This window comes from Pseudomonas sp. S2_A05, assembly GCF_054668485.1.
The window spans coordinates 247,172-260,264 of sequence record NZ_CP162775.1 but is presented as its reverse complement, the minus strand read 5'-3'; the positions used below and the strand labels follow the sequence as shown (position 1 = coordinate 260,264).

13 protein-coding genes and 1 pseudogene are annotated in these 13,093 nt (G+C 59.5%); 5 read left to right on the top strand and 9 right to left on the bottom strand.

What is annotated here, in order from left to right:
- Positions 1-6 precede the first annotated feature (6 nt).
- A pseudogene (gene dapA / locus AB4O12_RS01235) lies at positions 7-884 on the bottom strand (4-hydroxy-tetrahydrodipicolinate synthase).
- Positions 885-1,212: 328 nt separating this feature from the next.
- Between dapA and AB4O12_RS01230 the strand changes: the two are divergent.
- Positions 1,213-1,773: a glycine cleavage system transcriptional repressor gene (locus AB4O12_RS01230; RefSeq protein WP_024012001.1), complete on the top strand. Its 561-nt coding sequence runs from the start codon at positions 1,213-1,215 to the stop codon at positions 1,771-1,773.
- Positions 1,774-1,783: 10 nt separating this feature from the next.
- A complete protein-coding gene (locus tag AB4O12_RS01225) occupies positions 1,784-2,257 on the top strand; it encodes a peroxiredoxin (RefSeq protein ID WP_041478861.1) in 474 nt (157 codons plus the stop codon).
- 119 nt (positions 2,258-2,376) lie between these two features.
- Here AB4O12_RS01225 and AB4O12_RS01220 read toward each other — a convergent pair whose 3' ends face one another.
- Positions 2,377-3,447 (bottom strand): AI-2E family transporter, encoded by a 1,071-nt coding sequence (locus tag AB4O12_RS01220; protein WP_041478862.1) that lies wholly within the window; start codon positions 3,445-3,447, stop codon positions 2,377-2,379.
- A 32-nt stretch (positions 3,448-3,479) separates the two neighbouring features.
- Positions 3,480-3,719, bottom strand: a complete 240-nt coding sequence (locus tag AB4O12_RS01215) for a sulfurtransferase TusA family protein (protein ID WP_041478863.1) — start codon at positions 3,717-3,719, stop codon at positions 3,480-3,482.
- 96 nt (positions 3,720-3,815) lie between these two features.
- On the opposite strand from AB4O12_RS01215, the gene AB4O12_RS01210 reads away from it, so the two are divergent.
- Positions 3,816-5,249, top strand: coding sequence for a M48 family metalloprotease (locus AB4O12_RS01210; protein WP_024011999.1), 1,434 nt, complete (start codon positions 3,816-3,818; stop codon positions 5,247-5,249).
- An 81-nt stretch (positions 5,250-5,330) separates the two neighbouring features.
- Here AB4O12_RS01210 and AB4O12_RS01205 read toward each other — a convergent pair whose 3' ends face one another.
- The 4 genes from AB4O12_RS01205 to rpoE form a co-directional block, all read right to left on the bottom strand.
- A complete protein-coding gene (locus AB4O12_RS01205) occupies positions 5,331-6,764 on the bottom strand; it encodes a DegQ family serine endoprotease (protein ID WP_150742398.1) in 1,434 nt (477 codons plus the stop codon).
- A 208-nt stretch (positions 6,765-6,972) separates the two neighbouring features.
- On the bottom strand, positions 6,973-7,938 hold the full coding sequence (locus tag AB4O12_RS01200; protein ID WP_150742397.1) for a MucB/RseB C-terminal domain-containing protein: 966 nt from the start codon (positions 7,936-7,938) through the stop codon (positions 6,973-6,975).
- 8 nt (positions 7,939-7,946) lie between these two features.
- Positions 7,947-8,534 (bottom strand): sigma-E factor negative regulatory protein, encoded by a 588-nt coding sequence (locus tag AB4O12_RS01195; protein WP_008077804.1) that lies wholly within the window; start codon positions 8,532-8,534, stop codon positions 7,947-7,949.
- A gap of 30 nt (positions 8,535-8,564) precedes the next feature.
- A complete protein-coding gene (gene rpoE, locus AB4O12_RS01190) occupies positions 8,565-9,146 on the bottom strand; it encodes an RNA polymerase sigma factor RpoE (protein WP_003172477.1) in 582 nt (193 codons plus the stop codon).
- Positions 9,147-9,702: 556 nt separating this feature from the next.
- On the opposite strand from rpoE, the gene nadB reads away from it, so the two are divergent.
- Positions 9,703-11,319: an L-aspartate oxidase gene (gene nadB, locus AB4O12_RS01185; RefSeq protein ID WP_423520432.1), complete on the top strand. Its 1,617-nt coding sequence runs from the start codon at positions 9,703-9,705 to the stop codon at positions 11,317-11,319.
- Here the strand turns inward: nadB and AB4O12_RS01180 are convergent.
- Positions 11,288-11,740, bottom strand: a complete 453-nt coding sequence (locus AB4O12_RS01180; protein ID WP_460060173.1) for a protein YgfX — start codon at positions 11,738-11,740, stop codon at positions 11,288-11,290. The two genes, nadB and AB4O12_RS01180, sit on opposite strands and share 32 nt — an antisense overlap.
- Positions 11,724-11,978 (bottom strand): FAD assembly factor SdhE, encoded by a 255-nt coding sequence (locus AB4O12_RS01175; RefSeq protein WP_007911418.1) that lies wholly within the window; start codon positions 11,976-11,978, stop codon positions 11,724-11,726. The genes AB4O12_RS01180 and AB4O12_RS01175 overlap by 17 nt, the downstream gene beginning before the upstream one ends.
- A gap of 150 nt (positions 11,979-12,128) precedes the next feature.
- Here AB4O12_RS01175 and ygfZ point away from each other — a divergent pair, with 150 nt between their 5' ends.
- Positions 12,129-13,070, top strand: a complete 942-nt coding sequence (ygfZ, locus tag AB4O12_RS01170) for a CAF17-like 4Fe-4S cluster assembly/insertion protein YgfZ (protein WP_323621127.1) — start codon at positions 12,129-12,131, stop codon at positions 13,068-13,070.
- The last annotated feature ends 23 nt before the right edge of the window (positions 13,071-13,093 follow it).

Here is a 13,093-nt window from a genome sequence, read left to right as displayed (position 1 = left end):
CCTCAATTAAACCAGGACGTTGCACTGGCGCAGGGCCGAGCGCAGCGTTTCATGACAAGGGGTGCTCAGCCAGGTCAGTGGCAGGCGGATGCCTTCGTGCATCAGGCCCATTTCGACCAAAGCCCACTTCACCGGAATCGGGTTGGCTTCGATGAACAGGTCCTTGTGCAGCGGCATCAGTTTTTCGTTGATTGCGCGTGCGGTATCGGCGTCGCCCTTCAGCGCGGCCTCGCACAGGTCAGCCATTTCGCGCGGGGCGACGTTGGCGGTGACCGAGATGTTGCCTTTGCCGCCCAGCAGGATCAGCTCGACAGCGGTCGGATCATCGCCGGACAGCACGATGAAATCCTTGCTCACGCCATCGATGATCGCTTTGGCGCGCTTGAGGTCGCCGGTGGCTTCCTTGATGCCGATGATGTTCGGCACGGTGGACAGGCGAATCACCGTCTCGGCCTGCATGTCGCAGGAGGTGCGGCCGGGAACGTTGTAGAGAATCTGCGGAATGTCGACCGCTTCAGCGATGTGCTTGAAGTGCTGGTACAGGCCTTCCGGGTCGGCTTGTTGTAATAAGGAACCACCAGCAGGCAGGCATCGGCGCCGGCAGCCTTGGCGTTGCGGGTCAGCTCGACGGCTTCGCGGGTCGAATTTGCGCCGGTGCCGGCGATGACCGGAATGCGCCCGGCAACCTGTTTGACCACGGCTTTGATGACGGCGATGTGCTCTTCTACATCAAGGGTGGCCGACTCGCCGGTAGTACCGACGGCGACGATGGCATGGGTGCCGTTCTTGAGGTGGAAGTCCACGAGTTTGCTGAGGCTGTCCCAGTCAAGACGCCCTTGTGCATCCATGGGAGTGACCAGTGCCACCATACTGCCCGCAATCATGAAACCGCTCCTGCCGGAAAAAGAGAGCGGTAATGGTACTGGCGCCAAGATGCTTGCACAAGCGAAGTACTGCGCCGCTGCCATTCCCCTTGGCGCCGCTTTTCGCTACCCTTCAGACTTTGATCGGTACAGATCAGCTTGTACGCCGGGTTTCAGCCTCCCCTTTCGGCCTCCCGGGCCCCGTTCCTGCGTCGCATCGACGCGCTCCCGCACAGTGGAGCGAGCCGCGAACGCTGGCCGGGGCTCTTTATACGGACCGCCAGAACAGGCACGCCCGGCCACCAATGCCCGTCAACCTACCGACCGCTCATCGCTTTAGGAATGCTGCATGTCCACCCCCACAGTTCGCGAACAATTCCTTGTCATCAGTGCCCTCGGCGCCAACCCCATGGAGCTGACCAACGTCCTGTGCCGCGCCAGCCATGAAAACCGCTGCGCTGTCGTCACCTCTCGCCTGACCCGCCACGGCGAGTGCAGCGCTCTGGTGCTGGAAGTTTCCGGTAGCTGGGACGCCCTCGCGCGCCTCGAAGGCAGCCTGCCATTGCTGGCCAAGCGTCACGCTTTCACCGTCAACGTGGTGCGCAGCGCCGCTCTGGAAAATCGTCCGCAAGCGCTGCCTTACGTGGCTTACGTCAGCTCGGCGTATCGCCCGGACATCATCAATGAGCTGTGCCAGTTCTTCATGGACCATAACGTCGAACTGGAAAACCTCACCTGCGACACTTACCAGGCTCCGCAGACCGGCGGCACCATGCTCAACGCCACGTTCACCGTGACCCTGCCGGCCAACACGCAGATCAGCTGGCTGCGCGATCAGTTCCTCGATTTCGCCGACGCGATGAACCTGGATGCCCTGATCGAGCCTTGGCGCCCACAAAACCCAATGTAAGGAAGCTTTCATGGCCGTTGTTATCGACCAACCGGTTGCGGATTTCACCGCGCCTGCGACCAGCGGGCAGACCGTCAGCCTGTCCGAACTCAAGGGCAAGCAAGTGGTGATCTATTTCTACCCGAAGGACAGCACCCCGGGCTGCACCACTCAAGGCCAGGGCTTTCGCGATCAATATGCGGCATTCAAGGCTGCCAACACCGAAGTCTTCGGCATTTCCCGCGACAGCTTGAAGTCGCACGAAAACTTCAAAGGCAAACAGGAATTTCCGTTTGAGCTGATCAGCGACAAGGACGAGGCGGTTTGTCAGCTGTTCGACGTGATCAAGCTGAAAAAGCTGTATGGCAAGGAATACCTGGGCGTTGATCGCAGCACTTTCCTGATTGATAAGGACGGTGTGCTGCGTCAGGAATGGCGTGGTGTGAAGGTGCCGGGGCATGTTGATGCCGTGCTGGCGGCGGCTGAGGCTCTGAATAAAGCCTGATGTTTTTGCTGCGTCGTCACCGACGCCATCGCTGGCAAGCCAGCTCCCACAGGGTTCAGCACATACAAAACCTGTGGGAGCTGGCTTGCCAGCGATGAGGCCAAAAGCCTCACCCCGATTTAAAGCAACGGCGCCACCACCGGCTCCTTGCGCGGCCACGCATCGAGCACAGCCTTGAACAGCGTCGCCAGCGGGATCGCAAAGAACACACCCCAGAATCCCCACAGCCCGCCAAACAGCAGCACCGCGCAGATGATCGCGACCGGATGCAGATTCACTGCTTCCGAAAACAGCAATGGCACCAGCACGTTGCCGTCCAGCGTCTGAATGATTCCGTAGACCGCCATCAGGTAGATGAACTGATCGCTCCAGCCCCACTGGAACAGCGCAATCAGCAGCACCGGCACGGTCACCACTACTGCACCGACATACGGCACCACCACCGACAACCCCACCAGCAACGCCAGCAGCGCCGCGTAGTTCAGGCCCAGCGCGATGAAGGCGATGTAAGTCACGCCGCCGCAAATCACGATCTCGATGCCTTTGCCTCGTATGTAGTTGGCGATCTGCCGGTTCATTTCCTGCGCGACGCGGGTGATCAGCGCGCGCTCGCGAGGCAGATAGCCACGCACCCACTCGCCAATCATCGCCCGATCCTTGAGGAAGAAAAACACCAGAATCGGCACCAGCACAAGGTAGATCATGATGTTCACCAGCAGCGGCAAACTCGACAACGAGAAAGTCAGTGCCCACTGGCCAAACTTGCCAATCTCGCCTCGCGCCGCTTCGATCGCTTGCAAGACTTGCTCGTCAGACACCAGATGCGGATAGCGCTCTGGCAATAGAAGCAGCAGCGACTGCCACTTGGCGAGCATGCCCGGCAACTCGTTGAACAGCGTGATCAACTGATGCCACAGCAGCGGCAGCACCACGACAATAAACAGCATCAGCGCGCCCATGAACAGCGCAAAGACCAGTCCCACCGCCACGCCGCCCGGCACGCGCAGTCGCTCGAGCGTCACCACCAGGCCTTGCATCAGATACGCCAGCACCATGCCCGCCAATACGGGCGCGAGCATGCCGCCGAGGGTAAGCACGGCGGTGAAGGCGAGAACCAGCAGCACCGCCAGCACCACGGCTTCTTCATCGGAGAAGTAGCGCTGAATCCAGTCGCGTAACACTTTGAACATCAATAATCCCTTCGATCGTTAACGCGCTCGCGTCAGGCTTTTTTCAACCAGTAACGGTAGACGCCAGCCTCGTCTTCTTCGCGCAACAGCGCATGACCGGCCAGTTTGGCAAAGGTACGGAAGTCGCGTTGCGAGCCGGCATCGGTGGCGATCACCTTGAGCACAGCGCCGCTGTGCAGTTTGTTGAGTTCCATTTTTGCCTTGAGCAACGGCAACGGACAGTTCAGGCCACTGGCGTCCAGTTCCACGTCATGGGCTACAGCGTCAGTCATTGCGTCACTCCGGTTCGTTGTCGAGCTGCCTAGAATATCTGGTCGCGGCTTCGGTGTCCGGCTACAGTAAGGTCTTTGTCCTCCAAGGCTTTGTGCATGACTTTTCTGCGCCCTACCCTGCTGACGCTCGCTTGCCTGCTCGCCTCACCAGGCTTTGCCGACGATCTGCCGTCACTCGGCGACGCCAGCTCTGCCATTGTCTCGCCGCAACAGGAATACCAGCTCGGCCGCGCTTGGCTGGCCATGCTGCGCAGTCAGGTTTCCCAGCTCAACGATCCGCAGCTCAAGGACTACGTCGAATCCAGCGTGTACAAGCTGGTCGAGACCAGTCAGGTTTCCGACCGACGCCTGGAATTCATCCTGATCAACAGCCCACAACTCAACGCCTTTGCAGCGCCGGGCGGAGTGGTCGGGGTCAACGGCGGTCTTTTCCTCAACGCCCAGACCGAGGGTGAGTACGCCTCGGTGCTCGCTCACGAATTGGCGCACTTGTCGCAACGCCACTTTGCTCGCGGGGTGGAAGCCTCACAAAGAATGCAGGTGCCGATGATGGCCGCGTTGCTGGCCGGCATTGTCATTGCGGCGGCCGGCGGCGGTGATGCCGGCATCGCCACCATCGCTGGCACCCAGGCTGCGGCGTTGCAGGAACAACGGCGCTTCTCGCGACAAAACGAACAGGAGGCGGATCGCATCGGCATCCTCAACCTGGAAAAGGCCGGTTACGATCCGCGGTCGATGCCGACCATGTTCGAACGCCTGATGCGCCAGTACCGCTTTGACGCCAAACCGCCGGAATTCCTCCTGACTCACCCGGTCACCGAATCGCGTATCGCCGATACCCGCAACCGCGCCGAGCAGGCGAAACCGGGCGGCATCGAAGACAGCATGCGCTACCAGTTGATCCGCGCGCGGGTCCAGTTGATCTATGAAGAAACCCCGGGGCTGGGCGCCAAGCGTTTCCGCGCCCTGCTCGATGAGAACCCGAAAAACGATGTCGCGCGTTACGGCCTCGCCATCGCCCAGATCAAGGGCGGCCAGCTCAACGAAGCCCGCGAGAACCTCAAGCAATTGTTGGCCAAGTCGCCGAACGAGATCATCTACAACCTCGCTCAGGTCGATCTGGACATCACCAACAATCGCCTGCCCGATGCACAATCACGGGTCGACCGCATGCTCACGCAGTTCCCGGGCAACTATCCGCTGAATCAGGTGCGTGTCGATCTGCTGTTGAAACAGAATCGCGCCGCCGATGCCGAGAAGGCGCTGGACAGCTTGCTCAAGTCCCGCCCGGATGATCCGGACGTCTGGTATCAGGTTGCTGAAACCCGTGGCTTGTCGGGCAACATCATCGGCCTGCATCAGGCGCGAGCCGAGTATTTTGCGCTGGTCGGCGATTACCGCCAGGCCATTCAGCAGTTGGACTTCGCCAAGCGCAAGGCTGGCAACAACTTCCCGCTGTCCTCGCGCATCGATGCCCGCCAGCGTGAGCTGATGGAACAGGAGCGTATGGTCAAGGACATGATGGGCTGAGTCTTTCCAGACAAGACAAAAACTTCAGACACAAAAAAACCGCCTCTTTCGAGGCGGTTTCTTTTTTACCTTGTTGCAGGCTTATTCAGCCAGTTTGAAGGTGATGAAGCTGGCACGGCCCTGACGCAGCACGCGCATCGACACCGAACGGTTCTTCGGCAACGCCTTGGCGATGTCGGTGAACTCCTTGGCCGAGCCGATGGCCTGGTTGTTCAGGTGAGTAATCACATCACCCGGCTGCAGACCGATCAGGGCCGCAGGACCGTCCTGCACTTCCTTGATCACCACACCACCTTTGAGGTCGTAGGCTTTCTTCTGCTCGGCGGTCAATTCGCCGACCGCAACACCCAAGCGGTTGCTGCTGCTTTCCGCGCCGGATTTCGGCAGTGCGTCCAGCTCTTTGTCTTCGTCCGGAATCGCGCCGACAGTCAACTCGACATTCTTGCGCTTGCCTTCACGAATCACTTCCAGATTGGCTTTTGCGCCAGCCTTCAGCGCGCCGACCAGATGCGGCAGATCGGCAGACATGACGATCGGCTGACCGTTCATGCTCAGGATCACGTCGCCAACCTGCAGGCCGCCCTTGGCCGCAGGGCCGTCATCCTGGATCTGTGCAACGAGAGCGCCGGCCGGCTTGTCCAGACCGAACGACTCGGCCAGATCCTTGTTCACTTCCTGGATGACTACGCCCAGCCAGCCGCGGCTGACTTTGCCACCGCTTTTGAGCTGATTGGAAACGTCCATCGCCACGTCGATCGGGATGGCAAACGACACGCCCATGAAGCCACCGGAGCGGGTGTAGATCTGCGAGTTGATGCCGACCACTTCACCATTCAGGTTGAACAGCGGGCCACCGGAGTTGCCCGGGTTGATCGGCACGTCGGTCTGAATGAACGGCACATAGTTTTCGTTTGGCAGGCTACGACCGACGGCGCTGACGATGCCTTGGGTCACGGTGTGGTCAAAGCCGAATGGCGAACCGATCGCGACGACCCACTGGCCAGCCTTCAGATCCTGGGATTTGCCGAGCTTGAGCACCGGCAGATCCTTGCCTTCGATTTTCAGCAACGCCACGTCGGAACGTGGATCGGTGCCGACCAGCTTGGCTTTCATCTCACTGCGGTCAGCCAGACGGACGAGGATTTCGTCAGCATCGGCGATCACGTGGTTGTTGGTGAGGATGTAGCCGTCCGGCGAAATGATGAACCCCGAACCCAGCGATTGCGCTTCACGCTGACGCCCGTCGCCACGCGGTGAGCGCTGCTGAGGCGGCATGCCGCGCTCGAAGAATTCGCGCAGCATCGGTGGCAGGCCTTCCAGATCCGGCATCTGCTGATTCACGCGACGGTCCGGCAGTTTCTGCGTGGTACTGATATTCACTACCGCTGGCGACGCTTGTTCGACCAACTGGGTGAAATCAGGCAGATCGGCCGCTTGCGCAGCAGGGACCGCCTGACCGAGCAACAGCACGGTGGCGAAGATGGAAAGATAAGATTTCAAACTAGGTATCGACATACAGCTCCCGTTACGACGAGCAGGGTTAAGCGATATGGAGCAAAGGAACACCGGAAACCACAGACCGGTATTTTTGTTCCGGGAACAACAAACAAGGCCAGAGCCGTGAGGCTCTGACCTATAAAAAATTTTCAGGGGTTTTGCAAATGAAAATGCTCAGCAAACATTTCGACGTCTCGACGACGAGGTGGAAATGACTGAAATCAGCTCACTGCTTGCTGGTCGCAGCGCCATCGTTGTTACGCATCGATAGAGCAATTCGTTCGGCGGTGCCAATCGGGATTTCGCCAACCACCGTGACCATCATTTCACCTTGCGGTGTAGTCAAACGACGGGATACCGCGACGGTAGGGCCCAACTGGGTACGAGTATCGGTGACGGTTGCACCGTTCAACGGTTCAAGGAACACGGAGAAACGCGCCAGGCCATCGTCATACATCAGGCTGCTGACCTGGGTCTTGGTCTGCGCATCCTTGTGTGAACTGCTGCTGGTCAACTCGAAGCCTGGCGGCAGCCAGTCCGAACGCCAGTTTTGCACGGTCTTCGCCGCAGAAGCCTTGTCATTACCGATGTTGATCGGCTTGCAATCGGCGTCTGCCATCAAGTCTTTGTCCGACGGGACTTCATCAGTGTCGAGGCTAGTGAACTGAAAGCGCTCGAGCAATTGCCCTTTATCGTTCAACAGCAACGATTTGAGCGGCAGGCCGGTTTTCTTGTCCAGATGCAGCTCGAAACCGTAACGGTGCTGATCACGAGGGGTCAGCGACACGATCACTGCGTCTCGCCCGGCCACGCGCGACTTGCCAATAACGGCAAGGTCATACCAATTCTTCAGCTTTTTGGGGTCCAGCGCACGGGCGGCAGCGTTGGGCGAGTCACCCAATCCCGCAATCAGTGTGCCGCTGACGCATTGAGTTCGTCCATCAATGCGCACGACTTCCTGAGCCGAACCGTCGAGCTGCAATAACCGCTCGCGGACCTGACCATTCTGGACACGATGCCAGATGTTGTGCGTGGAAAAACTGCCGTTGCGCTCGTAAACGAAAGTACCGTGAAAGCTTTGCTGCTGCTCGGCCTGGCCCAGACGGGTCAACCAGTCCTGGGCCTCGTCAGCGTGGGCTGGAACGATGAACCAGCCACTGAGCAGAAGCGAAAGTAGAGGGATGGCGCGCATGATCCTCCTTAACGGTTTTCCAGGCTTGCGGCACGTGCGTATGGCAGCGCGCTTTCAGTTCCTTTGAGTGCAGCCTGCTGAGCGTGCTGACGCAGATAGCCTGGCAGACGCTGATCATGCCAGCCTGGCTGTCCTTGCAGAACGCCGTTAGCCATAGGACCAGTCGCTTCCGAGCTTTCGCTGTAACCAGCCAGAACTGCCGGACCTTTGACCTGTGGAGTGGCCAGAGTAGGCTGATTCGACTGCTGGGCCAGTTCAACACCAGCGATTTCGTCCTGGTTGTACAGGCGAACACCGGCCAGAACGGCTACGGTTACCGAAGCGGCAACAGCGAGGCGACCCAGGTTACGCCATGGGCTGCGGGATACTTTGGCCGGAGCCGTTTCGTCTTCCAGCGCAGCGGACACTGCCGCAGCGATATCCAGACGCGGAAGCAGCAGATCCTTGTGCATGGCTGCCCGAGCGATCTGGTAACGAGCCCAGGTCTCACGGGTATCAACATCATCCAGTGCGCTAAGCACTCGACGCAATTCCAGTTCGTCCGCTTCGTTATCCATCACTGCGGACAGCGATTCCTGCAGGGCTTCACGACTCATGGCGTTCCTCTCTTGGCTGTCGCCGCTGTCTCAGTTTTCCTGCAACAACGGTTGCAGGGCTTTGTCGATGGCCTCCCGAGCGCGGAAAATCCGGGAGCGCACGGTACCCACCGGACACTGCATGACGCTCGCAATGTCCTCGTAACTCAGACCATCGAATTCACGTAAAGTTAAAGCCGTACGCAAATCCTCTGGCAGTTGCTGGATGGTCCGATGGACGGTGCCTTCGATCTCATCCCGCAGCAATGCACGTTCTGGTGATTCGAGATCCTTGAGGCCGTGATCGCCATCGTAGAACTCCGCATCCTCCGAACTTACATCGCTATCCGGCGGCCGACGGCCGCGGGAAACCAGGTAGTTCTTTGCCGTGTTAATGGCAATACGGTACAGCCACGTATAAAACGCACTGTCACCGCGGAAATTTCCAAGTGCCCGATACGCCTTGATAAAGGCTTCCTGAGCAACGTCCTGGGCTTCATGGGTGTCGTGCACAAAACGCACGATCAACCCGAGAATTTTGTGCTGATATTTCAGCACCAGCAGATCGAAAGCTCGCTTGTCGCCACGCTGTACGCGTTCGACCAGCTGCTGATCCTCTTCCTGGGTTAGCATGAACACTCCTCGATAAGCCCGGAGGAGACTTGCATTACTAAACGACCAGACTTGCAAACATAGACTCGGGCTTTTCGCAAAAGTTCTCCCCCTCCAAGCAAGTTTCCTGCGAGCTCTGATTTGGCACGCACGAAAAACGCAGCGCGGGATAAACCGGCTGCGCGAATAATCTTGTTATCGGTTTCGCCGGCAGGAATCCAAACGCAGATTCCGCACTGAAGCCGACACTGTCCCTGGTTTCTGGCACCGTCTATTGATCTTGGGCCTTTGGCAAAAGTTCCAATTATTTATAGCCGTACCCACCTGACATTGCGCAACCCTGCTCGGAAAAGTCTGTTTCAGCGCCGATACAGGTGTCCTTTTCCCAAACCGGCAAAAAAACTTCCGACGAAGCACAGCGCTTTTTACCGCGCAGTAGTCTCACAATGCCATCTGGGCCTGGCTATTGTGCCGCCCAACCCCTCTATATACTAGTGGGCTGTGTGGCTGTCTTGACTCGCCGATCCAGCTGTCTTGCGCCAACCCCGACCCGGGTCGCTTTGAGCGGAATCCTGAAATGAGCCAACAGTTCCAACACGATGTTCTGGTGATTGGCAGCGGTGCTGCCGGTTTGACTCTCGCTTTGACCTTGCCCGGTCATCTGCGCATTGCCGTATTGAGCAAAGGCGATCTCGCCAACGGTTCGACCTTCTGGGCCCAAGGCGGCGTGGCCGCGGTGCTCGACGATACCGATACTGTCGAATCCCACGTCGACGACACCCTCAACGCTGGCGGCGGCTTGTGTCACGAAGACGCGGTGCGTTTCACCGTCGAGCACAGCCGCGAAGCCATCCAATGGCTGATTGACCAGGGTGTGCCGTTCACCCGCGACGAACAGTCCGGCACTGAAGATGGTGGTTTCGAATTTCACCTGACACGCGAAGGCGGCCACAGTCATCGGCGCATCATCCATGCTGCAGACGCCACCGGTGCCGCGATCTTCAAAACCTTGCTGGCCCAGGCCAAAGAGCGCGAGAACATCGAACTGCTGGAACAGCGGGTGGCCGTTGATCTCATCACCGAGCGCCGCTTGGGCATGGAAGGCGATCGCTGCCTCGGCGCCTACGTGCTGAACCGCGCCACGGGCGAAGTCGACACCTACGGCGCACGTTTCGTGATTCTGGCTTCGGGCGGCGCGGCCAAGGTCTACCTTTATACCAGCAACCCCGACGGCGCCTGCGGTGACGGCATCGCCATGGCCTGGCGCTCCGGTTGCCGGGTGGCGAACCTGGAATTCAACCAGTTCCATCCGACCTGTCTGTATCACCCGCAAGCCAAAAGCTTCCTCATCACCGAGGCCCTGCGTGGCGAGGGCGCGCATTTGAAGCTGCCCAACGGCGAGCGCTTCATGTATCGCTTCGATAAACGCGCGGAGCTGGCGCCTCGTGACATTGTCGCGCGGGCCATCGACCATGAAATGAAGCGTCTGGGTGTCGACTGCGTATATCTCGACATCAGCCACAAGCCTGAATCGTTCGTAAAAACTCACTTTCCGACTGTTTATGAACGCTGCCTGGGCTTCGGCATCGACATCACCAAACAACCGATCCCGGTGGTTCCCGCCGCGCACTACACCTGTGGCGGAGTGATGGTCGATCAGCACGGTCGCACCGACGTGCCTGGCCTCTACGCCATCGGCGAAACCAGCTTCACCGGCCTGCACGGCGCTAACCGCATGGCCAGCAATTCGCTTCTGGAATGCTTCGTTTATGCCCGTTCGGCAGCAGCGGACATTCTTGCGCAACTCGATGACGTCGCGGCACCAAGTGCCCTGCCCGTCTGGGATGCCAGCCAGGTCACCGACTCGGACGAAGACGTGATCATCGCGCACAACTGGGACGAATTACGCCGATTCATGTGGGACTACGTCGGCATCGTGCGCACCAACAAGCGCCTGCAACGGGCGCAGCATCGGGTGCGTCTGCTGCTGGATGAGATCGATGAGTTCTACAGCAACTACAAAGTCAGCCGCGACCTGATCGAGTTGCGCAACCTGGCACAGGTTGCCGAATTGATGATCAGCTCAGCCATGGAACGCAAGGAAAGTCGCGGGCTGCACTACACCCTCGACTATCCGGATCTGCTGCCCGAAGCGCTCGACACTATTCTGGTGCCACCCACCTACGCCGGCTGAACTTGAGCCGCACTCGCAGGCGTCGGTGCAGATCCGCCGCCTGCGAGTCACGTGGTACGCAGATCGACCTGACCCGCCACTCTCCGCGAAGGCGAAAGCGCAGCACCACGATCAACGGCAGCGCCAGACTGTCCGGGCGCAGTTGCACCGCTTGCCAGCCATCAGCCTGATTCCAGACCTGCCAGCCATCGCCATCGCGGCGCAAGCCGCAAAATGCTTGCGGATGACTCAGCAGAATCTGCCGTGGCAGCACCCAAAGACCGTGCAGCGCACAGACGCAAGTGCCGAGCAGACTGGCCCAGAGCGGAATCGACAGCAGACACAGCGAACCCATGGCGAACGCCTGGGCCAACAGATACGCCGCCAGCAACTGCCGTGAGGCATGCCAGCGGCATTCGAACGTATTACTTGGGCTGGACACGATCCAGAATCATCCGGACCATGCGTTGCAGCTCGGGATCTTCCGACTCGCTGCGCTCCATGAACCAGCCGAACATGTCCTGATCCTCACAGGTCAGCAAACGCACGTACAGATCGCGATCCACTTGATTCAACGTCGCGTAAACCTCCTGCACGAACGGCACCAGCAGCACGTCAAGCTCAAGCATGCCGCGACGGCTGTGCCAAAAGAGGCGATTCAGTTCAACTTGTTCGACCATGGAGCCCTCCTCGAATTTGCCGGGCAGTATACAGCCCCGGCGCGGGCCGCACAGTCGGCTTTGGTCGGGCACCCCTGATCCTTTATCAACTACCCATTTCAACCCTGCCCCCTTATGATGTGCCCCAGTCTATTTACCCTGCGATGACCCATGGCCGATTCTGCTTTTTTCTGCACCCTGTCTCATGAAGGCGTACTCGCGGTTCGCGGTGCGGACGCCGGAAAATTCCTGCAAGGCCAGTTGACCTGCAACATCAATTACCTGAGCGACACCCGCGCCAGCCTCGGCGCCCGCTGCACACAGAAAGGCCGGATGCAGTCGAGCTTCCGCATCCTGCTTGAAGGTGACGGCGTGGTGATGGCGATGGCCAGCGAGCTGCTCGAACCGCAACTGGCCGACCTGAAAAAGTACGCGGTGTTCTCCAAATCGAAACTGACCGACGAAAGCGCCGCCTGGGTGCGCTTCGGTCTGGCGCATGGCGACGTAGCCCTGACCAGCCTCGGTCTGGCACTGCCCGCCGAAACCGACAGCGTTGTGCGCCATGAAGGCCTGATCGCAATTCGCGTTTCGCCCGAGCGCGCCGAACTCTGGGTGCCTGCCGCTCAGGCGCAAAGGGTGCAAAGCCAACTGTCGACCGCGCTGCCTGAGGCCGAACTGAATCAATGGCTGCTGGGCCAGATCCGCGCCGGTATCGGCCAGGTCATGCCTTCCACCCGCGAGCTGTTTATCCCGCAGATGCTCAATTTGCAGGCGGTCGGCGGCGTGAGCTTCAAGAAAGGCTGCTACACCGGCCAGGAAATCGTCGCGCGCATGCAGTATCTGGGCAAGCTCAAGCGGCGCCTGTACCGACTGCGCCTGGACGCGGCCGAGTTGCCGGAGCCCGGCACTCAGTTGTTCGCGCCCAGCCACAACAGCTCGATCGGCGAAGTGGTGCTGGCGGCCAATGCCGAGGGAAACATTGAACTCCTGGCCGTGTTGCAGGCCGAAGCTGCCGAAGCCGGTGATTTGCGTCTGGGCGCCCTCGAAGGCCCCGCGTTGCACGTGCTCGACCTGCCTTACGAACTGGATCGCGACCGCGAAATCCAGCGTTGATCGCAGCATTGTTGCAACACCCT